General features: G+C 73.6%; 19 protein-coding genes and 1 pseudogene. 4 read left to right on the top strand and 16 right to left on the bottom strand.

The genetic code is table 11. From position 1 onward, the window contains the following. The first annotated feature begins 7 nt into the window (after positions 1-7). A complete protein-coding gene (locus CKY47_RS20305) occupies positions 8-1,108 on the top strand; it encodes an NAD(P)/FAD-dependent oxidoreductase (protein WP_306747471.1) in 1,101 nt (366 codons plus the stop codon). A 4-nt stretch (positions 1,109-1,112) separates the two neighbouring features. On the opposite strand, the gene CKY47_RS20300 is transcribed toward CKY47_RS20305, so the two are convergent. Further along, complete coding sequence (locus CKY47_RS20300; protein ID WP_306747470.1) at positions 1,113-1,790, bottom strand: response regulator; 678 nt, start codon at positions 1,788-1,790, stop codon at positions 1,113-1,115. Positions 1,791-2,046: 256 nt separating this feature from the next. Here CKY47_RS20300 and CKY47_RS20295 point away from each other — a divergent pair, with 256 nt between their 5' ends. Next, positions 2,047-2,478 carry a MarR family winged helix-turn-helix transcriptional regulator gene (locus CKY47_RS20295; RefSeq protein WP_306747469.1) on the top strand — a complete coding sequence of 144 codons (432 nt, stop codon included), beginning with the start codon at positions 2,047-2,049 and terminating at the stop codon, positions 2,476-2,478. A gap of 53 nt (positions 2,479-2,531) precedes the next feature. Here the strand turns inward: CKY47_RS20295 and mutM are convergent, their stop codons facing one another. The 12 genes and pseudogenes from mutM to CKY47_RS20230 form a co-directional block, all read right to left on the bottom strand. Beyond that, positions 2,532-3,389 (bottom strand): bifunctional DNA-formamidopyrimidine glycosylase/DNA-(apurinic or apyrimidinic site) lyase, encoded by an 858-nt coding sequence (gene mutM, locus CKY47_RS20290; RefSeq protein ID WP_306747468.1) that lies wholly within the window; start codon positions 3,387-3,389, stop codon positions 2,532-2,534. A gap of 10 nt (positions 3,390-3,399) precedes the next feature. After that, entirely contained in the window at positions 3,400-3,630 is a 231-nt protein-coding gene (locus CKY47_RS20285) for a hypothetical protein (protein ID WP_306747467.1), read from the bottom strand. A gap of 7 nt (positions 3,631-3,637) precedes the next feature. Beyond that, positions 3,638-4,441: a ribonuclease III gene (rnc, locus tag CKY47_RS20280; protein ID WP_306747466.1), complete on the bottom strand. Its 804-nt coding sequence runs from the start codon at positions 4,439-4,441 to the stop codon at positions 3,638-3,640. 31 nt (positions 4,442-4,472) lie between these two features. After that, on the bottom strand, positions 4,473-4,655 hold the full coding sequence (gene rpmF, locus CKY47_RS20275; RefSeq protein ID WP_306747465.1) for a 50S ribosomal protein L32: 183 nt from the start codon (positions 4,653-4,655) through the stop codon (positions 4,473-4,475). 2 nt (positions 4,656-4,657) lie between these two features. Next, on the bottom strand, positions 4,658-5,245 hold the full coding sequence (locus CKY47_RS20270) for a YceD family protein (protein WP_306747464.1): 588 nt from the start codon (positions 5,243-5,245) through the stop codon (positions 4,658-4,660). Between the two features lie 107 nt (positions 5,246-5,352). Then, positions 5,353-6,069 carry a DivIVA domain-containing protein gene (locus tag CKY47_RS20265; protein ID WP_306747463.1) on the bottom strand — a complete coding sequence of 239 codons (717 nt, stop codon included), beginning with the start codon at positions 6,067-6,069 and terminating at the stop codon, positions 5,353-5,355. Positions 6,070-6,391: 322 nt separating this feature from the next. Then, positions 6,392-6,874 carry a pantetheine-phosphate adenylyltransferase gene (coaD, locus tag CKY47_RS20260; protein WP_306747462.1) on the bottom strand — a complete coding sequence of 161 codons (483 nt, stop codon included), beginning with the start codon at positions 6,872-6,874 and terminating at the stop codon, positions 6,392-6,394. A 54-nt stretch (positions 6,875-6,928) separates the two neighbouring features. Next, the gene (gene rsmD / locus CKY47_RS20255) at positions 6,929-7,495 is read right to left on the bottom strand and encodes a 16S rRNA (guanine(966)-N(2))-methyltransferase RsmD (RefSeq protein WP_306747461.1); all 567 of its coding nucleotides are present in this window, start codon (positions 7,493-7,495) and stop codon (positions 6,929-6,931) included. 4 nt (positions 7,496-7,499) lie between these two features. Continuing rightward, positions 7,500-8,179 (bottom strand): annotated as a pseudogene (locus CKY47_RS20250) (SDR family NAD(P)-dependent oxidoreductase). Continuing rightward, positions 8,176-9,255, bottom strand: coding sequence for an MBL fold metallo-hydrolase (locus CKY47_RS20240; RefSeq protein WP_306747458.1), 1,080 nt, complete (start codon positions 9,253-9,255; stop codon positions 8,176-8,178). The pseudogene CKY47_RS20250 and the gene CKY47_RS20240 overlap by 4 nt, the downstream one beginning before the upstream one ends. Positions 9,256-9,268: 13 nt before the next feature. Further along, the gene (locus CKY47_RS20235; RefSeq protein WP_306747457.1) at positions 9,269-9,802 is read right to left on the bottom strand and encodes a hypothetical protein; all 534 of its coding nucleotides are present in this window, start codon (positions 9,800-9,802) and stop codon (positions 9,269-9,271) included. 63 nt (positions 9,803-9,865) lie between these two features. Beyond that, positions 9,866-13,243, bottom strand: coding sequence for a pyruvate carboxylase (locus CKY47_RS20230; protein WP_306747456.1), 3,378 nt, complete (start codon positions 13,241-13,243; stop codon positions 9,866-9,868). 426 nt (positions 13,244-13,669) lie between these two features. Between CKY47_RS20230 and CKY47_RS20225 the strand changes: the two genes are divergently transcribed. Next, a complete protein-coding gene (locus CKY47_RS20225; protein ID WP_306747455.1) occupies positions 13,670-14,839 on the top strand; it encodes a coiled-coil domain-containing protein in 1,170 nt (389 codons plus the stop codon). Positions 14,840-14,860: 21 nt separating this feature from the next. Here CKY47_RS20225 and CKY47_RS20220 read toward each other — a convergent pair whose 3' ends face one another. The 3 genes from CKY47_RS20220 to CKY47_RS20210 are packed head-to-tail and all read right to left on the bottom strand — an operon-like array spanning position 14,861 to position 19,541. Beyond that, positions 14,861-15,670, bottom strand: coding sequence for a hypothetical protein (locus tag CKY47_RS20220; protein WP_306747454.1), 810 nt, complete (start codon positions 15,668-15,670; stop codon positions 14,861-14,863). Between the two features lie 24 nt (positions 15,671-15,694). Then, positions 15,695-17,872 (bottom strand): ATP-dependent DNA helicase RecG, encoded by a 2,178-nt coding sequence (gene recG, locus CKY47_RS20215; protein ID WP_306747453.1) that lies wholly within the window; start codon positions 17,870-17,872, stop codon positions 15,695-15,697. 37 nt (positions 17,873-17,909) lie between these two features. After that, complete coding sequence (locus CKY47_RS20210) at positions 17,910-19,541, bottom strand: DAK2 domain-containing protein (protein ID WP_306747452.1); 1,632 nt, start codon at positions 19,539-19,541, stop codon at positions 17,910-17,912. A 147-nt stretch (positions 19,542-19,688) separates the two neighbouring features. Here CKY47_RS20210 and rpmB point away from each other — a divergent pair, with 147 nt between their 5' ends. Beyond that, complete coding sequence (rpmB, locus tag CKY47_RS20205; protein WP_306747451.1) at positions 19,689-19,880, top strand: 50S ribosomal protein L28; 192 nt, start codon at positions 19,689-19,691, stop codon at positions 19,878-19,880. Positions 19,881-19,985: the final 105 nt, after the last annotated feature.

The following is a 19,985-nucleotide window of genomic DNA, read 5'->3' as shown; positions in this document are numbered from 1 at the left end:
CGGGGACATGGCAGAGCACGTCGTGGTGGTCGGCGCGGGGTACGCCGGCCTGGCCGCCGCCAAGCTGGCGGCGAGGTGGACCGGCTCCAGGGTCACCCTGGTCAACGAGCGGGACCGGTTCGTCGAACGGGTCCGGCTGCACGAACTGGCGGCGGGTCGGCGGCTGCGGGACCTCCCGCTGCGCGACCTGCTGGCGGGCAGCGGCGTGGACCTCGTGGTCGACCGGGTCACCGGCATCGACCTCGCCGCGCGCGAGGTCCGGCTCACCGGTGGCGCCCTGGGCTACGACCGGCTCGTCTACGCGCTGGGCAGCCACGCCGGCCCGGGCGTGCCGGGCGCCGCCGAGCACGCGCACTCGGTGTCCACCCTGGAGGACGCCGAACGCCTCGCCGCGGCGCTCGCCACCGCGCGGGCGGTCGCCGTCGTCGGCGGCGGCCTGACCGGGATCGAGGCCGCCGCGGAACTGGCCGAGTCGCGCCCGGACCTGGCCGTGGCGCTGGTGACGGGCGGCGGGTTCGGGGAGGCGCTGTCGGTGAGGGGCCGGCGGCACGTGCGCCGCGTGTTCGACCGGCTCGGCGTCACCGTCCACGACGGCGCGGGTGTCACCGCGGTGGACGCCGACGGGGTCGCGCTGGCCACCGGCGGGCGGGTCGCGGCCGACGCGGTGGTGTGGGCGGCCGGGTTCGCCGTGCCCGACCTGGCCCGCGCGGCCGGGCTGGCGGTGGACGCCGCGGGCCGCGTGCTGGTCGACCACACCCTCACGTCGGTCTCGCACCCCGACGTGCTGGCGATCGGCGACGCCGCCGTGATCAGGCGGCGGGACGGCCTGGAGCTGCGCATGGCGTGCGCGACGGGCCTGCCGACCGCGCAGAAGGCCGTGCGGGCGCTGGCGCGGCGGCGGCGCGGCGGGGAACCGGGGCCGCTCGACTTCCGCTACGTCAACCAGTGCGTCAGCCTGGGCCGCCGCGACGGGCTGATCCAGTTCGTGGACGCCGACGACCGGCCGAAGGAGTTCGTCCTCACCGGACGGATCGCGGCGCGCTACAAGGAGCTGGTGGTGCGCGGGACCGTCCTCGTCGAGCGGCACCCGGTGATCCCCGCCGGGTGAGGGCTCACACCTCGAACCGGTACCCCATCCCCGGCTCCGTCACCAGGTGCCGGGGGCGGGACGGCTCGGGCTCCAGCTTGCGGCGCAGCTGCGCCAGGTACACCCGGAGGTAGTGCGTCTCCTTCGCGTACTGCGGGCCCCACACCTCCTGGAGGAGCTGCTTCTGCGCCACCAGCCGGCCGCGGTGGCGGGCCAGCACCTCCAGCAGGCCCCACTCGGTGGGCGTCAGGTGCACCTCGGCGCCGTCGCGCAGCACCTTCTTCGCGGCCAGGTCCACGGTGAACGACGCCGTCTCCACGACCGCGTCCTCGCCCTCCACGACGGCGCCGCGCCGCACCGCCGCGCGCAACCGGGCCAGCAGCTCGTCCATGCCGAACGGCTTGGTCACGTAGTCGTCGGCGCCCGCGTCCAGGGCCTCCACCTTGTCGGTCGAGTCGACCCGCGCGGACAGCACGATGATCGGCACGGTCGTCCAGCCGCGCAGGCCCGCGATCACCTCGGTGCCGTCGACGTCCGGCAGGCCCAGGTCCAGCACCACCACGTCCGGCTTGCCCTCGGCGGCGGCCCGCAGCGCGGTCGTGCCGTCGTGGGCCGTCAGCACGGAGTAGCCGCGCGCCGACAGGTTGATCCGGAGGGCCCGCACGATCTGCGGCTCGTCGTCCACCACCAGCACCTTCGTCACGCTCGGACACTACGCCCGGGACGCGCCGGGCCGCCGCGCGCGATCACGTTCGGCGAGTTCCCTGACGCCGTCTTGACGGGGTCGGGTCAACCGCCCATCCCAGGTCGTGGCCCGAAGTCCGCATCGGTGCGGACACAGGTGAGTACATCCGGGTGCGAATGAATCCATTCTCTGGACAGGAGTACTGCGATAGTGCGAACGTCCTGTCCGAATTCGGACACTTGCTCACTCACGGTGAGCCACCAGGAGGTCCTTGATGACCACCAGTGTGACCAATCAGGACGCGTTACAACTCGTGGTCGCCGTGCACCGGCTGACCCGGAGCCTGCGCCAGTCCGCCTCCGTACGCCGGCTCCAGCCCACGCAGCTGCTGGTGCTGGCCGAGCTGTCCTCCCTGGGGCCCATGCGGATCGGCGAGATAGCGGTGCGGGCCCTGTGCTCCCAGCCGACGGCGACCACGGTGGTGACCGGCCTGGAGTCGACCGGTCTGGTCCGGCGCGAGTCGGACCCGGCCGACGGCCGGGCCACGATCGTCGAGCTCACCGCGCTGGGCCGCGACACGATCGCGTCGCTGGCGCACGGCGAGGCGGAACTGCTCTCCGAGCGGCTCTCCCGCCTCAGCGAGGACGAGCGCGACGCGCTCAGGTCCGTCACCCCGCTCCTGCGACGCCTCGCGGAACCGCGGTGAGGCCGCACCGGTGACCCGCGCCGCGCCCTACCCGCGGCTCACCGGCCCCCCGCTCAGGTCCTGGGCCTCGGCTGGCAGCGGGGGCACGAGTACGACGAGCGGTTCATGAACGGCTCGCGCCGGACGGCCGTCCCGCACCGGCGGCACGGCTCGTCCTCCCGCCCGTACACGGCCAGCGAGCGGTCGAAGTAGCCCGACTGGCCGTTCACGTTGACGTACAGCGCGTCGAACGACGTCCCGCCCTGCCCCAGCGCCTCGCGCATCACCTGCGCGGCGTGCGCGATCAGCTCGGCGGCCTTGGGCCGGGACAGCCGGTCCGTCGGCCGCTCACCGTGCAGCTTGGCCCGCCACAGCGCCTCGTCGGCGTAGATGTTGCCCACCCCCGACACCAGCGTCTGGTCGAGCAGGGCGCGCTTGACCCCGGTCCGCCGCCCGCGCAGCGCGGCCACCGCCGCGGTCGGGTCGAACGCCGGGTCCATCGGGTCGCGCGCGATGTGCGCCACCGGCCGCGGCAGCCGGGCGCCGTCGACCTCCACGACCTCCGCCAGCGCCAGCCCGCCGAACGTCCGCTGGTCGACGAACCGCAGTTCAGGGCCGTCGTCGTCGAACCGCACCCGCACCCGCAGGTGCTTCTCGTCGGGCGCGCCGACCGGTTGGACCAGCATCTGGCCGCTCATGCCGAGGTGCGCGAGCATGGCGTCGCCGCCCGACAGGTCGAGCCACAGGTACTTGCCGCGCCTGCGCGCGGCCTCCAGGGTCTGCCCGGTCAGGCGCACGGCGAAATCCGCCGCACCGGGCAGGTGTCGGCGGATCGCTCGTGGGTGGAGGACCTCGACCGCGGCCACGGTCCTCCCGGCGACGTGCTCGTGCAGACCTCGGCGGACGACTTCTACCTCGGGCAACTCGGGCACGGGCGGTCGATCAGCCCTCGGACTGCTCGCGCTCGGCGGCGGCCTCGGCCTGCTCCAGCTCCTCCAGGAGCTCGTACGCGGCGGCCTGCGGCTTGGTCGGCTTGAGCATCCAACCGCCCGCCTGGGCGGTGTCGCGCACGAGGACCAGGCCCTGGATGCCGCCGTTGCGGGAGGCGTTCAGCGGGCGGGAAGGACGCGCGTGGCGCGCGCGCCGGTTCGTCCGGACGTTCGTGGCATACATTTCGGCGTCAGTCTTCCTGAGTAGGTGAAGTCTGCGTGTTCGCCGAGTGGGAGGCGTGACCGTTCCCGGCCGCACCGGCTTCCTGCTCGGCGCGGACCCGTTCGTGGAGCACGCGGTAGGCGGCCTCGGCCGCCTTCTGCTCGGCTTCCTTCTTCGTGCGCCCGTCGCCGGTGCCGTGGGGCCTGCCACCGACGAGCACCGTCGCGGTGAACTCCTTGCGGTGGTCGGGCCCCTGGTCGTCGACCCGGTACTCGGGGACGCCCAGGCCCGCCGAAGCGGTCAACTCCTGCAAGCTGGTCTTCCAGTCCAGCCCGGCGCCCCGCAGCGGCGCTTCGGCCAGCAGCGGGTCGAACAGGTGGTGGACCAGCTGGTGCGCGGTGTCGATGCCGAATTGCAGGTATACCGCGCCGATGACGGCTTCGAGGCCGTCGGCGAGGATGCTCGCCTTGTCCCTGCCACCGGTCAGCTCCTCGCCACGACCGAGCAGCAGGTGACCACCGAGACCGTCCTCACCCAGACCGCGGGCCACGCCCGCGAGGGCGTGCATGTTCACCACGCTCGCGCGGAGCTTGGCGAGCTGCCCCTCGGGCAGGTCGGGGTGCGTCTGGTACAGGTGGTCCGTGACGACGAGGCTGAGCACCGCGTCGCCCAGGAACTCCAGTCGCTCGTTCGGCGGGAGGCCGCCGTTCTCGTACGCGTACGACCTGTGCGTCAGGGCGAGCGTCAGCAGCTCGGCGTCCAACGGGACGCCGAGCGCTTCGAGCAACGGGGCGCGGTCGGCGGACCGACCGCGCGACGACCTACCCCCCACGATTCGCCGCTACCTTCACCAGAGGGGGTGATCAGGCCGGCTGGACGACCTGGCGGCCGTCGTACTGGCCACAGGTCGGGCAGGCGACGTGCTGCGGCTTCGGCTGGCGGCAGGCCTTGTTCTGGCAGGCCACCAGGTGCACGGCAGCGGTCTTCCACTGAGCGCGGCGCGAGCGCGTGTTCGAGCGCGACATCTTCCGCTTCGGGACGGCCACGACTAGTTCTCCTCTGGATTGTCACGATTCCCGTCGAACCGCTCCTGAAGAGCAGCCCAACGGGGGTCAATCGTCTCATGCCCGTGGTCGGGTCCGAGATCGGCCAGCCTGCCGCCGCAGTCGACGCACAGCCCGAGGCAGTCCGGCGAGCACAGCGGCACCTGCGGCAGCGCGAGCACGATCGCGTCGCGCACCACCGGTTCGAGGTCGATCAGGTCGTCCTGCAGACGGCTGACCTCGTCCTCTTCGGTCGTCTCGTCGGTGGTGCTGTCCGGGTACGCGTACAGCTCGGTCAGCTCCACCTCGACCTCCGCGGACAGCGGCTCCAGGCAGCGCGAGCACTCCCCTTCGACCACCGTCGCGGCGGCGCCGGTCACCAGCACGCCCTCGACCACCGACTCCAGCAGGAGGTCGAGTTCGACCACGCCCCCCGCCGGCACCGCGATCACGCCCAGGAGGCCGACACCCTCCGCGGGCACCGTTCGGCGGTAGGCGCGGCTGGAGCCCGCGCGACGACCCAGGTCCCTGGTGTCGATGACCCAGGGCCCGGCTGCTGTGGGACGCGCGGCGGCGTGACGGTGCTCAGGCATGATGTGTGGGTGCTGTCGGGCGACTTACCACGACCAGCCAATCAAGGGTACGGGACAATCGCCCCGGACGTGAAATCGGCAGGTCGGACGTCGTCCGACCAGATCGCTCAGTCGTGGTAGTCGAACGGCGCGGCGGCGCTGGCCACGGCCGGGCCGCGCAGGTGCGAGCGCCCCTTGCCGACGCTGCGCAGGGTGTGCGCGAGCAGGTCCTCGAAGTCGGCGAGCTTGCCGTCCACGTACGCGTCGCACTCGCCGCGCAGCCGGACCGCCTCCGTCCGGGCGACCTCCAGCACGCGGGCCGCCTCGTTGTGGGCGGCCTGCACGACCTCGGTCTGGTCGACCAGGCGCGTCTGCTCGGCCCGGCCCTCCTCGACCGCGCGCTCGTAGTTGGCCCGGCCGGCCTGGACCATCCGGTCGGCCTCGGCGTGGGCGCGGCCGACCAGGTCCTCGTACTCCTGGCGACCGGCGGCGACGGTCCGCTCGGCCTGGTCCTGGGCCTCCGCGACCATCCGCTCCGCGCGGACTCGCGCCTCGGACAGCATCCGCTCGGCCTCGTGCTGGGCCTCGGAGACCATCCGGTCGGCGTCGGAGCGGGCCTTGCTCAGGCTCTGCTCCACCTCGTGCTGCGCCTTGCCGACCAGTTCGTCGCGGTGGTCGAGCACGTCCTGCGCGTCGTCCAGCTCGGCGGGGATCGCGTCGCGGACGTCGTCGAGCAGTTCGAGCACGTCACCGCGCGGCACGACGCACCCGGAGGTCATCGGCACGCCACGCGCTTCCTCGACGATCGTGACCAGCTCGTCGAGGGCCTCGAACACCCGGTACACGTCACACTCCTCGCGCCCACAGCAGTACCCGTCCAGTGTGCCCTGCCGATCTCGTCGCCGCCGGGAGATCGGCAGGGCGTGTCCGGCCATCGGGTGATCTCCACCGGACGGGGCCCGCGCGACGTACCGGCGGCGGGGGCGCGGCCGCGGGCTCGCGCCGCCGGTACGTCGCCTGGGCGGAGGCCGCCGGCCGGGCCGGGGCGGGAGCGGCGGCGGGGGGTGCGGCGCCGTCACGGCGCGCGATGTGATCCCGCTCATGTCGACGAAGGATTACCACGCCGGGTGACGGCGAGCACCCCTCGGGGTGGCCGACGGTGACCGGTCAGCGGCTCTCGGCGAGCCGGGCGAGCAGCCGCTCCTTGATCGTCGGCGGCAGCAGGCTGGACACGTCGCCACCGTAGGTCGCCACGTCCTTCACCAGGGAGCTGGCCAGGAAGCTGTAGATCGGGTTGGTCGGCATGAACAGCGTGTCGACGCCGGTGAGCTGGTGGTTCATCTGCGCCATCTGCAACTCGTAGTCGTAGTCGCTGACCGCTCGCAGGCCCTTCACGATGGCCTTGATGTCGTTCTCCAGGCAGTAGTCGACCAGCAGGCCGTGCCAGGCGTCGACGCGGACGTTCGGCCACTGGGCGGTGACCTCGCGCAGCATCTCGGTGCGCTCCTCGACCGAGAAGAGCGTCTTCTTGTTCTTGTTGATGAGCACGGCGACGACGACCTCGTCGAAGAGCTTCGCCGCTCTGCCGATGATGTCCAGGTGTCCGTTGGTGGCCGGGTCGTAGGAGCCGGGGCACACGGCACGCGTCATGGTTTCGGACGGTAGCACCCGATCGGACGCGTCCAGTCCGGTGCGTGGTCCGCATCACCCGGTGGCGGACACCTGTTCGGCCCAGTGCAGCGCGGTGTCGCCGTATCGCTTGCCGCGCAAGGATTCCACGCCGGCCGGCCACACCGGCTCGGGGTCGCGCGCGGCCCGTTCGACGACGAGCAGCGTGCCCGGCTTGGTCCACCCGGCGGTGACCAGGGCTTCCAGCAACCGGTTGAGCTGCTCGGCGGTCACCGCGTAGGGCGGGTCGGCGAACACGACGTCGCACGCCTCGTCGGGCGCGGTCGCGGCGACGGCCTCGGCGGTGCGGTTGAGGACCGTCGCGCCGGGCAGGCCGAGCGAGCGGGCGTTGCCCCTCAGCACTTCGGCAGCCCGCTTGTCGGACTCCACGAACACGGCCCCGGCCGCACCCCGGGACAGGGCCTCGAGGCCGAGCGCCCCGGAACCGGCGTAGAGGTCGAGCACGGTCGCGCCGTCGAGGTCGAGCAGCGCCTCCAGCGAGCTGAACATGGCCTCGCGGACGCGGTCGGAGGTGGGGCGCGTGCCGCGCGGCGGCACCTGGAGGCGGCGGCCACCGGCGACGCCCGCGACGATCCTGGTCACGCCCTCATCGTCCCAGGTGCGCGCCGCCGTTGACGGCGACCACCTGCCCGGTGACGTGCCCGGCCCCCGGCGAGGTGAGGAACGCCACGGTGGCGGCCACGTCGGCGGGCGTGCCCGCGCGGCCGTTGGCGGTCTGCGCGACGAGGTTCGCGCGGCGCTGTTCGCCCATGGCGCCGCCGAAGAACTCCGTCCCGTCGACGAAGCCGGGCGACACGACGTTGGCCGTGATGTCGCGGTCGCCGAGGCGGAACGCCAGTTCCGCCGTCCACGCCTCGACCGCGGCCTTGGCCGCGCCGTGGCTGCCGCCGCCGCGGCGGCCCGCGATCGAGCCGATGGTGACCACGCGCGCCTGGTCGTTGAGCCGGGGCTGGAGGGCGGTGGTGACGAGGACCGCCGTGACGACGTTCAGCTCGTAGTCGGCCGGCCACCGCCGCTTGAGGTCGGCGCCGTCGGCGAGCCCGCCCGCGTTGTTCACCAGCACGTCGACCCGCTCGGGCAGGTGCGCGAGGGCCGCGTCGAACGCCACCGCCCGCGCGCCGATCTCCGCCGCGGTCTTCTCCGGCACGTCGGCACGTCGGCGCGGCGGCCGGTGACCACCACGTCGAGCCCTCGCCGCACCAGTTCCTCCGCGACGGCCCGGCCGATGCCGGTGCCGCCGCCGGTGACCACCGCCGTCCTCGTCATGCGAGCGCCTGCCACCAGCCGTCGACCGCGGGGGGCCGGGAGACGTCGATCCTCTCGCCCGGCCGCGGCACGGCGAGCGGGACCTCCTGGGCCTTGGCCTCGCGCCACACGCGGTCCACGGGCTCGGACCAGTCGTGCAGGGCCAGGTTGAAGGTGGCCCAGTGCACCGGGATCAGCAGCCCACCGCGCACGTCGCGGTGCGCGGCCACGCCCTCCTCGGGCGTCATGTGGATGTCCGGCCAGCCCGGTCCGTACGCGCCGATCTGCACCAGGGCCGCGTCGAACGGCCCGTGCTCCTCGCCGATCCTCCGGTAGCCGTCGAAGTAGCCCGTGTCGCCGCTGTAGTAGACGCGGTGCTCGGGCCCCTTGACCACCCACGACGCCCACAGCGTGTTGTCCCGCTCGAAGCCGCGGCCGGAGAAGTGCTGCGCGGCGGTGGCGACCAGCGTGATGCCCGCGACCTCGTGCGACTCGTCCCAGTCCAGCTCGACGATCCGGTGCTCGGGCACGTCCCAGCGGCGCAGGTGCGCGCCGATGCCCAGCGGCACCACGAACACCGCGTCCTGGCCCTCGGTCAGCGCCCGCACGGTCGGCAGGTCGAGGTGGTCGTAGTGGTCGTGCGAGATGACGACCGCGTCGACCCGCCCGACCTCGTCGAGCCGGTGCGGCACGGGGTGCAGGCGCTTGGGGCCGACCACCGGCGACGGCGAGCAGCGGTCGCTCCACACCGGGTCGACCAGGACGCGGGCGCCGTCGATCTCGATCAGCGTGGAGGCGTGGCCGTACCAGGTGATGTGCAGGCCGTCCGGCGTGCCGGGGACCGGCGGCACGAGCGGCACCTCGCCGTCCGGGTGGCGTCGCTGACCGCCGAAGAGCATCTCCCGCAGCGTCCCGCCGGCGTCGGAGGGCGGCATGGTGCGGGTCTGCCTGGCGTTGCGGAACTTCCCGTCGCGGAACTGCGGCGAGTCGCGGACCCGGTCGCCGCCGGGCTTGCCGCCCAGCGCGACCGGGACGTCCCGGGCGGCCCAGGCCACCGCCCCCGCGACCAGCCCCAGCGCGAGTCCGAGCTTCTTCATCGCCACCGCCCCCTCACAGCTCGTCCGCCACCACAACGGTGCGGTGCCCGAGCCGGGCCGACAACTCGGCGACGAACCCGGGGCGCAGCGGTGGCCAGTTCCAGAAGGTGAAGGCCACGGCACCGAAGCCCCACTGCGGTACCCAACGCCACCCGTTCGGATCGAGTTCCCGGGCGCACGCCGGGCACGGCCGCGCCCCCGGTTCGCCGCGCAGCCACTCGTCGAACGAGTCGGCGACCCGCTCCAGGCCGACGTCCGCGCCGCAGTGCGGGCAGAGGACGCCCTGGTCACCCCTGGTGTAGTGGACGGCGCGGCCGACGACGACCTGGAGGCCGTTCCACGCCGGCACCGCCTGGTCCGCGTCCGGCGGGGGCGCGGCGAGGGCCCGTTCCGGGCCGGGCGCGTGACCGGGACCACCGGCGCAGCTGGTGACGCCGGCCACGACGACGCCCCGTTCGACGAGCCACGCGGTCACCGCGGCGGCGAGGTCGGCGGCCTCGGCGTCGGTCGCCTCGACGTCCACGACCGTCTGGTACCCGTTCTGCATCAGGCAGGTCTACACGCACCGGGGCGGGGGCACCGCACCGGTGCCCCCGCCCCGATCCCGCGGTCAGTCCAGGACGATCAGCAGGTCGCCGCCCTCCACCTGCTGCACGCCGCGCACCGCGAGCCGCTTCACGCGGCCGGCCCTCGGCGCGGTGATCGCGGCCTCCATCTTCATCGCCTCGATGGTCGCCACGGTCTGCCCGGCCTCGACCCGGTCGTCCTCGTCCACGCTCGGCGTGACGACGCCCGCGAACGGCGCGGCGACGTGGTCGGGGTTGGCCCGGTCGGCCTTCTCGGCCACCGGGACCTCGGCGGCGATCGACCGGTCGCGCACCTGGATGGGCCGCAACTGGCCGTTGAGCACCGCCATCACCGTGCGGACGCCGCGCTCGTCGGCCTCGCCGATGGCCTCCAGGCCGATCAGCAGCCGCACGCCCGGCTCCAGGTCGACCGAGTACTCCTCCCCCGGCTTGAGGCCGTAGAAGAAGTCCTTGCTGCTCAGCACGCTGGTGTCGCCGTAGGCGTCCCGGTGCGCCAGGAACTCCTTGGTGGGCGCCGGGAACAGCAGCCGGTTGAGCGTGGCCCGCCGGTCGCCCTCCAGGCCCTTCTCGTCGTCCTCGGTCAGGTCCGCCACGCCCTTGGGCGCCGGGCGGCCCTGGAGGGCCTTGGAGCGGAACGGCTCCGGCCAGCCGCCGGGCGGGTCGCCCAGCTCGCCGTGCAGGAACCCGATCACCGAGCCCGGGATGTCGTACCTGCCCGGGTCGGCCTCGAACTCCTCCGGCTTCACGCCCGCGCCCACCAGGTGCAGCGCGAGGTCGCCGACGACCTTCGAGGAGGGGGTCACCTTCACCAGCCGGCCGAGCATCCGGTCGGCCGCGGCGTACATCGCCTCGATCTCCTCGAACTTCTGCCCGAGGCCGAGCGCGACCGCCTGGGTGCGCAGGTTCGACAGCTGCCCGCCGGGGATCTCGTGCGTGTAGACGCGGCCCGTGGGGCCGGGGATGCCCGACTCGAACGGCGCGTAGACCTTGCGCACCGCCTCCCAGTACGGCTCCAGGTCGCACACCGCCCGCAGGTCCAGGCCCGTGGCGCGCTCGGTGTAGTCGGTGGCCGCCACGATCGCCGAGAGCGGCGGCTGCGACGTCGTGCCCGCCATCGAGGCGACGGCGCCGTCCACCGCGTCCACCCCGGACTGGATCGCCGCCAGGTAGGTGGCCAGCTGGCCGCCCGCCGTGTCGTGGGTGTGCAGGTGCACGGGCAGGTCGAACTCCTTGCGCAGCGCCGTGATCAGGCGCGCGGCGGCCGGCGGGCGCAGCAGGCCCGCCATGTCCTTCACCGCGAGCACGTGCGCGCCCGCGCCCACGATCTGCTCGGCGAGCTCGAGGTAGTAGTCGAGCGTGTAGAGCCGCTCCGCCGGGTCGGACAGGTCCGAGGTGTAGCAGAGGGCGACCTCGGCGACCGCCGTGCCGGTCTCCCGGACCGCCTCGATGGCCGGGCGCATCTGCTCGACGTCGTTGAGGGCGTCGAAGATGCGGAAGACGTCGATGCCGGTCTTCGTGGCCTCCTCGACGAAAGCGCTGGTCACCGCCTCGGGGTAGGGCGTGTAGCCCACCGTGTTGCGGCCGCGCAGCAGCATCTGGAGGGTGATGTTGGGCACCGCCTCCCGCAGCGCCGCCAACCGCTCCCACGGGTCCTCGGCGAGGAACCGCAGCGCCACGTCGTACGTCGCGCCGCCCCACGCCTCCAGGGACAGCAGCTGCGGCGCCATCCGCGCGACGTGCGGCGCGACGGCCAGCAGGTCCTTGGTGCGCACGCGGGTGGCCAGCAGCGACTGGTGCGCGTCGCGGAACGTGGTGTCGGTGACGCCGAGCGCCTTCGACTCCCGCATCCAGCGGGCGAAGCCCTCCGGGCCCAGCTCCACCAGCTTCTGCTTCGACCCGGCGGGCGGTTCCGCGGCGAGGTCCGCGGCCGGCAGCTTCACGCGCGGGTCCACGGCGGGCGGGCGCGGGCCGTTCGGCTTGTTCACCGTCACGTCGGCCAGGTAGGTCAGCAGGCGCGTGCCGCGGTCGGCCGGGACGCGCGCGGTGAGCAGCCGGGGGCGCTTCTCGATGAACGAGGTGGTGACGCGGCCCTCGTAGAAGTCCGGGTCGTCCAGCACCGCCTGGAGGAACGGGATGTTCGTGGACACGCCTCGGATGCGGAACTCGGCGACCGCGCGGCGGGCCCGCGCCACGGCGGCGGAGAACGTGCGCCCGCGGCAGGTGAGCTTGACCAGCATCGAGTCGAAGTGCGCGCCGATGGCCGTGCCGGCGCCGGTCGTGCCGCCGTCGAGGCGGATGCCCGAGCCGCCCGGCGAGCGGTAGGCGCTGATCATGCCCGTGTCGGGGCGGAACCCGTTGGCCGGGTCCTCGGTGGTGATGCGGCACTGGAGGGCCGCGCCGCGCAGCTGCACGGTCTCCTGGCTGAGCCCCAGGTCCTCCAGGGACTCGCCGCTCGCGATCCGCATCTGCGACTGCACGAGGTCGACGTCGGTGACCTCCTCGGTCACCGTGTGCTCGACCTGGATGCGGGGGTTCATCTCGATGAAGACGTAGTTGCCGTGCGGGTCGAGCAGGAACTCGACCGTGCCCGCGTTGCGGTAGCCGATGTGCCGCGCGAACTTCACCGCGTCGTCGCAGATGCGCTGCCGCAGCTCCGGGGCCAGGTTCGGCGCGGGGGCGATCTCGATGACCTTCTGGTGGCGGCGCTGCACCGAGCAGTCGCGCTCGAACAGGTGCATCACGTTGCCCTCGCCGTCGGCGAGGATCTGCACCTCGATGTGCCGCGGCTCGACCACGGCCTGCTCCAGGAACACCGTCGGGTCGCCGAAGGCCGACTCGGCCTCGCGGGACGCCGCCTCCAGGGACTCGCGCAGCGCGCCCTCGTCCTCCACCCGCCGCATGCCGCGACCACCACCGCCGGCGACCGCCTTCACGAAGACCGGGAAGTCGATGCCCTCGGCGGCGGCCAGCAGCTCGTCGATGTCGCTGGACGGCGCGCTGGACTTCAGCACGGGCAGGCCGGCCTCGCGGGCCGCGGCGATCGCGCGGGCCTTGTTGCCGGTCAGCTCCAGCACGTCGGCGGGCGGGCCGACGAACGTGATGCCCGCCGCGGCGCACGCCTTGGCCAGCTCGGGGTTCTCGGAGAGGAAGCCGTAGCCGGGGTAGACGGCGTCGGCGCCGGCCTTGCGCGCCGCCCTGATGACCTCGTCCACGGACAGGTAGGCGCGGACGGGGTGGCCCGGCTCACCGATCTCGTAGGACTCGTCGGCCTTCAGCCGGTGCAGGGAGTTGCGGTCCTCGTGGGGGAAGACCGCGACCGTGCCCGCGCCCAGTTCGTAGGCGGCGCGAAAGGCGCGGATCGCGATCTCGCCGCGGTTGGCGACAAGAACCTTGCGGAACATGCGGCGTTCCCTCCCGGTTGCTCGACGTGGATCAAGGCAGGGGTGAATCAAGGCACGCTACCGCGCGCTTCCCGCCCTTCGGGAGTTCCATCCCACGTGACGGACGTCATCGTGATCGGTCACTCATCCGGTCAAGGGTGGCCGCGACCTGGGACCATGCCCCCGGATTCTCCCCTGCGGCGCCCTCCGGCGCAGCTCCTCGTTCCGTCGAACACGCGTTCGACGCACGGCCGTCACGCTCCGTTCACCACGCACGCAGGATGACCGACCCGTTACGGTGCGTTCGCTGCATCGGGTGACTGCGGTCAGCGACTTCTCGGTAGGGTTGAGGTCATGGCCGGGGCTGAAGGGACTGGGCAGCCTGCTGCCCGCACCCATTTCGACGTCGTTCTGCGCGGGTACAACCAGCGTCAGGTGAACGAGCGCGTGACGCGTCTCGAGTACGACCTGAAGAACTCCAACAGAGCGCGTGAGGCGGCCTCCACCCAGGTCGCGGAGCTGTCCAAGCTGCTCGGCTCGACCCGCGCCGAGCTGGACAAGGTCAAGGGCCAGCTGAGCAACCTCGCCAACAGCCCGGTCAACGCCTCCAACGTCACCGAGCGCGTCCGCGTGATGATGACGCTCGCCGAGGAGGAGATCGCCGACATCCGCAAGGCCGCGCTCGACCAGGCCAACGCGACGCGCGCCGAGGCCGAGCGCGCCGCCGCCGAGGGCCGGGCGGCGCACCAGCGGGCGATGACCGACCTGGAGGAGCGCCGCCGCCAGTTGGAGGCGGCCCACCAGCAGCGGACCGCCGAGCTGGAGCGCCAGTACGAGGAGCGCCGCGCCGAGCTGGAGAAGTCGCTGGAGGAGCTGCGCGCCAAGCTCACCCGTGAGCACGAGGCGCTGGTGGCCGAGGCGACGTCGGAGCGCGAGCGGCTGACCGCCGACTTCGAGGGCCGGACCGCGGAGCTGGCGGCCAAGCGCACCGAGCTGGAGCAGAAGTACAAGGGTCACCACGACGAGCTCGACAAGGAGTACGACGAGCTGCGCACCACGCTCCGCGAGGAGCACGAGGTGCACGTCGTCGAGGCGAAGGCCGAGGCCGCGAAGCTGCTCGAAGCGGCCCGCGCGGACACCGCCGAGCTGCGCGCCGAGTCGGCGAGGCAGATCGCCGAGCTGGAGTCCGAGGCCCTGGCCAAGGCCGAGAAGGCCATCGCCGACGCCAACGCCCGCGCCGAGAAGACGATCACCGAGGCGGACGCCCACGCCGACCGCCGCGTCACCGCCGCCGACCGCAAGCTCGCCGAGCTGCACAGCGTGCACCGGGCGGTGACCGAGCAGTTCGGCGCGGCGCAGGAGGCGATCACCCGGGCGATGGCCAGCCTCTCGCCGCTGGACGTCGAGGCCCTGGCGGACGACGAGGCCGAGAGGGCCGCGGCAGCCGAGACCGAGCCGGCCGAGTCCAAGGTCGCCGAGTCCAAGGTCGCCGGGACCGAGGCCTCCGCACCGAAGGTGAAGGTGGCGTCGAAGGCCGCCGAGCCCGAGGTCGACCCGTCCGAGCAGCCCACGACCCAGCTCCCGGTGCCGAAGGCGGCGCCCCGCAGGGGCAGGTGACCCGGGCCGACCGGCTGCCGGCTACCCCGGCAGCCGGTCGGCGGGCACGACCTCGGCCTGGTCGGGCACCGCGATGTCCACCGGCCCGCCCCAGTCGCGGAACCGGGTGGTGGACCGCTTGACCACCTCGCCGTCCAGCTCGAAGCGGTACTCGGCCTTCAGCGGCGCGCCGGTGCCGTCCACCCACACCGAGGCGGCGATGGCCACGCCGTACTCGGCGAGCTGGGTGTGCTGGAGCTGGATGTCCCGGTCCTCCACGACCTTCGCCATCGTGAGCGGGTCGACGACCAGGTCGTGGCGGGTCACCGGCACGCCGTCGAGCTGCTCGGACGCCGTGCCGACGACCAGCGCGGCCCGGGGTTCCACGTAGTCCAGCTCGGCGCCCACCGTGGCGCTCGGTCCGAACCCGCGCATCAGCGCGTCCAGCGAGCCGCTGTTCTCCGCCGTGTAGTAGCCCCACTTCTTGCCCTCGGGCATGGGCGCGCCCGCGACCTGCACGTACGTCCCGGCGGGCACGACCACGAGCGACGTCCTGTTCGCGGGCCGACCGCCGGTCGCGACGTCCATCACCATCGACGCGCTCACCCCGCCGGGCGAGTGCCGGACCGACCCGTCGACCACGCTGCGGACCTCGGTGGCCTGCCCGTCGGAGGCGAAGCCCTCGGTGTGGAACGTGGCGGTGGACAGCTCGGCGCGGCGCTGCTCGATGCGCTCGGCGAGCACCGCCAGGTCACTCCGGGGCGGCGCGCTCGACGGGGCCGGGTCGCCACCCGGACCGGACGAGCAGGCGACCAGCGCCAACGGGATCAGGACGAACGGGAAACGGCGCACGATCCACCCTAACCGGACCGGCGCTCAGGCCTTCTCCAGGTACTCGGCGCGCTCCTCGTCCAGCAGGCCCGCCACCAACCCGGCCAGCCCCGGGTGGTCCGCCAGGTCCGGGTCGGCCTCCACGACCTCCTGCGCCACCACCCGCGCGTCGGCGATCACGTCCTCGTCGCGCAGCAGCGACAGCATCTTCAACCCCGATCGCGTGCCCGACTGGGCCGCGCCCAGGACGTCGCCCTCCCGACGCAGCTCCAGGTCCAGCTGCGCCAGCTCGAAGCCGTCCAGCGTGGACTCGACGGCCCGCAGCCGCTCCATGGTCGACGTGCCGCCGGGCATCTCGGTCACCAGCAGGCACAGCCCCGGCGCGCTGCCCCGGCCGACGCGCCCGCGCAGCTGGTGCAGCTGGCTCACCCCGAACCGGTCGGCGTCCATGACCACCATGACGGTGGCGTTGGGCACGTTCACGCCCACCTCGACCACCGTCGTCGCCACGAGCACCTGCACCTCGTTGGCGGCGAACGCCCGCATCACGGCGTCCTTGTCGTCCGGCGCCATCCGACCGTGCAGGATGTCGACCCGCAACCCCCGCAGCGGCCCGGCGGCCAACCGGTTCGCCACGTCCACCACCGCCAGCGGCGGGCGGCGCTCCGAGCCGTCCTCCTTCGGCGGCGCCTCGCCGTCCTCGTTCTCCCCGTCGCCGATGCGCGGGCACACCACGTACACCTGGTGCCCCTTGCGCACCTCCTCGTGGATGCGCTGCCACGCCCGGTCGAGCCACTGCGGCTTCTCCGCGATCGGCACCACGGACGTCGAGATCGGCGACCGACCGCGCGGGAGCTCGCGCAGCGCGGACACCTCCAGGTCGCCGTAGACCGTCATGGCCACCGTGCGCGGGATCGGCGTCGCCGTCATCACCAGCACGTGCGGCGCGGACCCGCCCGCCCGCCCGCTCAGCGCGGCCCGCTGCTCCACGCCGAACCGGTGCTGCTCGTCCACGACGACCAGCCCCAGGTCGTGGAACTCGACCTCGTCCTGGATCAGCGCGTGCGTGCCGACCACGATCCCGGCCTCACCGGTCACGATCTCCAGCATCGCCTTCTTCCGCGCCGCCGCCCCCATCGACCCGGTCAGCAGGGTGACGCGCGTCGCGTGCTCCGCTCCCCCCAGCTCACCGGCCCGCGCGAGGTCCCCCAGCTGCTCCCGCAGCGACCGCGCGTGCTGCGCGGCCAGCACCTCGGTGGGCGCCAGCATCGCGGCCTGCCGCCGGGCGTCGACGACCTGGAGCATCGCCCGCAGGGCGACCATCGTCTTGCCGCTGCCGACCTCCCCCTGGAGCAGCCGGTTCATCGGCACGTCGCGCGCCAGGTCGGCCGCGATCTGCTCGCCGACCTCGCGCTGACCTGCCGTCAGCTCGAACGGCAGGCGGGCGTCGAAGGCGTCGCGCACCAGGCCGTCGCGGGGCGGGCACGCGGGGGCCGGCCGGGCGGTCGAGGACCGGCGGCGCTGGGCCAGGGTGAGCTGGACGGCCATCGCCTCGTCCCACTTGAGGCGCTGCTGGGCCACGGTGATGGCGGCCCAGCCATCGGGGCGGTGGATGTCGCGCAGGGCCTTCTCCAGCGGCACGAGGTCGCGGGCCCGGCGCAGGTCCTCGGGCAGCGGGTCCTCGGTCACGCCGTCCCACAGCGCGAGGACCTGCTCCACGCAGTTGGAGACGTTCCACGACTGGATGCCCTGCGCCGCCGGGTAGACCGGGATGAACGCGCCCGCGAACTTCGCCGCGTCGCCGTCGAACCCGTCGAGGACCTGGTAGTCGGGGTGCGCGAGCTGGAGCTTGCCGTTGAACAGACCGACCTTGCCCGCGAACATGGCCTCGCGGTTGGGCAGCAGCTCCCGCTCGACCTTGCGCGAGCCGCGCCCGAAGAACACCAGGTGCAGGTCGCTGGTGCCGTCGGTGATGACGGCCTCCAGCAGCTCGCCGCTGCGCGACTTCATCCGCCGCTGCCGCGCGCTCTTGACCCGCGCCTGCACGGTGACGTGCTCGCCCAGCTCCAGCCCGGCGATCTCGGTGAGCTTGCCGCGCTCGTCGTAGCGGCGCGGGTAGTGGCGCAGCAGGTCGCCGACCGTGCGCAGGCCCAGGCCGGACTCCAGCGCGTCGGCGCTCTTCTTGCCGAGCACCGACACCAGCTTCTCGTCGAAGGTCGTCATCAGCGGCCCATCCAACTACTCGACACCGACAAAACCGCTACTCGACGCCGACGACGACGAGGGCGTCCGCCTGTCCGCCCTGGTAGGCGGCAAGCTCCACTTCGGGGTGGGTCACCCGCAGGTGATCCTCCAGCACCAGCTCCAGGCCGGCCGGGGCACCCCGGCCGAGCAGCACGGTGACCAGCTCGCCGCCGCTGGCGAGCATCCGGTCGACCAGGCGGCACGCGAGGTCGCCCACGTCCTCGCCGCCGGGCGCGATGAGCACGACCTCGCCGTCGAGCATGCCGAGCAGGTCGCCCGGCTCGCAGCGGCCGACCCAGGTGATGGCCTCGCGCCCGGACACCGCGACCTCGCCGCGCCGGGTGGCGGCGGCGGCCTCGGCCATGGCGACCACGTCGTCGCCGGCACGCCGGGTCGGCGAGTGCACGGCGAGCGCGGCCAGCGCCTGCACGGGCGAGAACGTCGGCACCACCACCACGTCCTGCCCGGCGGCGACGGCCTGCGCGACGGCCTCGTCGAGCGGTTCGCGCCACGCCGGGTCGCCGGGCAGCACGGTCACCTGCCGCGCTCGCGTGCCGACGATCACGGCGAGCAGGTCGGCGGCGGTGACCCCGTCGCCGGGTTCGAGCACCGCGGCGCCCTCCGAGCGGAACAGCTCGGCCGCGCCGGGCCCGTCGACCAGCACGACGATCGCCCGGTCGCGCACGAAGCGGGGTGCGGCGGCGGCGATCTGGTCGGCGAACCGGGAGACGGTGATGCGGTGCGGGCGGCCGACGGCGATGCCCGCCTCGATCGCCGCGCCGACGTCGTTGCAGTGCACGTGCACGGTCCACAGGCCGGCCCCGTCGCCGACGACGGACACGCAGTCGCCGAGCGCGCCCAGCGAGACCTTCAGCAGCTCGGCGTCGAGGTCGCCGTCGAGCAGGTACATGACCTCGTACTCGTAGTCGGCGGACCCGGCCTCGCGGGCGGTGGTGAGCGCGTCGCGCGGCACGGTCGCCGGGACCGCCGCCCCCACGGGCTTCGGGACGGCGGGATCGGGGACGGTGGGCTCCGGGACGCGACCGGTGACGACGTTCACCAGGGTGTCCAGGAGCACGACGAGGCCCCGCCCGCCCGCGTCGACGACCCCGGCGCGGGCCAGCACGGCCAGTTGGCGGGGTGTGTCGGCGAGCGCGACGGCGCCCGCGCCGGCGGCGGCGGTGACCACCTCGCCCAGGTCGTCGGAGCCGCAGTCGCGGGCCGCCTCGGCGGCGGCGTGCAGGACGGTCAGCACGGTGCCCGGCACGGGCGCGGACACGGCGGCGGTGGCGAGTTCGTCGGCGCGCAGCAGCGCCCTCCGCAGCGACGAGCCGCCGGCCGTGGACGCGCCCTGGGCGGCCTCGGCGAGGCCCCTGAGCACCTGGGACAGGATGACGCCGGAGTTGCCGCGCGCCCCGGCCAGCGCGCCGCGGGCGAGGGCGGCGAGGGCCGTGCCGACGTTCTCGTCGGCGGGGGTGCGGAGCAGGTCGTCCAGCGCCGAGCGCATGGTCTGGAGCAGGTTGGTGCCGGTGTCGCCGTCGGGCACCGGGAACACGTTGATGCGGTCGATGTCCTCCCGGTTCGCGTCCAGGGAACGCACACAGGCGTCCGCCCACTGGCGCACCGCGACCGCATCGAGAGCCCGCATGGCCGCCCAGGGTATTCGACCCGGTTTGGAGGGGGTGCGGCCGACCGGTTACCCTGTCCAGGTTGCCATGCCCGGCTGAGGCTTGTGCACGCTTGCGCGCCCGCCGGGGCGTGAGTACCCCCAGAAGAATCTGAAGGAGTGGCTGACGTGGCTGCCGTGTGCGACGTCTGTGGCAAGGGGCCGGGCTTCGGCCATTCTGTCTCGCACTCCCACCGGAAGACGAACCGCCGGTGGAACCCGAACATCCAGACCGTGCGCGCGAAGGTGTCCTCTTCGCAGCGCCAGCGGCTCAACGTGTGCACCTCGTGCCTGAAGGCGGGCAAGGTGGTGCGCGGCTGACGCCGTGCCCTGACGTGCAGTGGAAAGGCCCCCGGGGTTGTCGCCCCGGGGGCCTTTCGCTGTCCGCGCGGCCGGTCGGGCGCGGGTCCGGGGTGCCAGGTGGAC

Origin of the sequence: Saccharothrix longispora (assembly GCF_030852425.1) — a bacterium.
Classification (GTDB): domain Bacteria; phylum Actinomycetota; class Actinomycetes; order Mycobacteriales; family Pseudonocardiaceae; genus Actinosynnema; species Actinosynnema longispora.
This window is presented reverse-complemented; position numbering and strand designations above follow the sequence as displayed.

Coding starts and splice junctions, on each gene's coding strand:
- CKY47_RS20235 (WP_306747457.1), bottom strand. CDS start 9,802: ATGCAGAACGGGTACCAGACGGTCGTGGACGTCGAGGCGACCGACGCC.
- CKY47_RS20285 (WP_306747467.1), bottom strand. CDS start 3,630: ATGTATGCCACGAACGTCCGGACGAACCGGCGCGCGCGCCACGCGCGT.
- CKY47_RS20240 (WP_306747458.1), bottom strand. CDS start 9,255: ATGAAGAAGCTCGGACTCGCGCTGGGGCTGGTCGCGGGGGCGGTGGCC.
- recG (WP_306747453.1), bottom strand. CDS start 17,872: ATGACGACCTTCGACGAGAAGCTGGTGTCGGTGCTCGGCAAGAAGAGC.
- coaD (WP_306747462.1), bottom strand. CDS start 6,874: ATGACGCGTGCCGTGTGCCCCGGCTCCTACGACCCGGCCACCAACGGA.
- CKY47_RS20295 (WP_306747469.1), top strand. CDS start 2,047: ATGACCACCAGTGTGACCAATCAGGACGCGTTACAACTCGTGGTCGCC.
- CKY47_RS20210 (WP_306747452.1), bottom strand. CDS start 19,541: ATGCGGGCTCTCGATGCGGTCGCGGTGCGCCAGTGGGCGGACGCCTGT.
- CKY47_RS20305 (WP_306747471.1), top strand. CDS start 8: ATGGCAGAGCACGTCGTGGTGGTCGGCGCGGGGTACGCCGGCCTGGCC.
- CKY47_RS20270 (WP_306747464.1), bottom strand. CDS start 5,245: ATGCCTGAGCACCGTCACGCCGCCGCGCGTCCCACAGCAGCCGGGCCC.
- CKY47_RS20230 (WP_306747456.1), bottom strand. CDS start 13,243: ATGTTCCGCAAGGTTCTTGTCGCCAACCGCGGCGAGATCGCGATCCGC.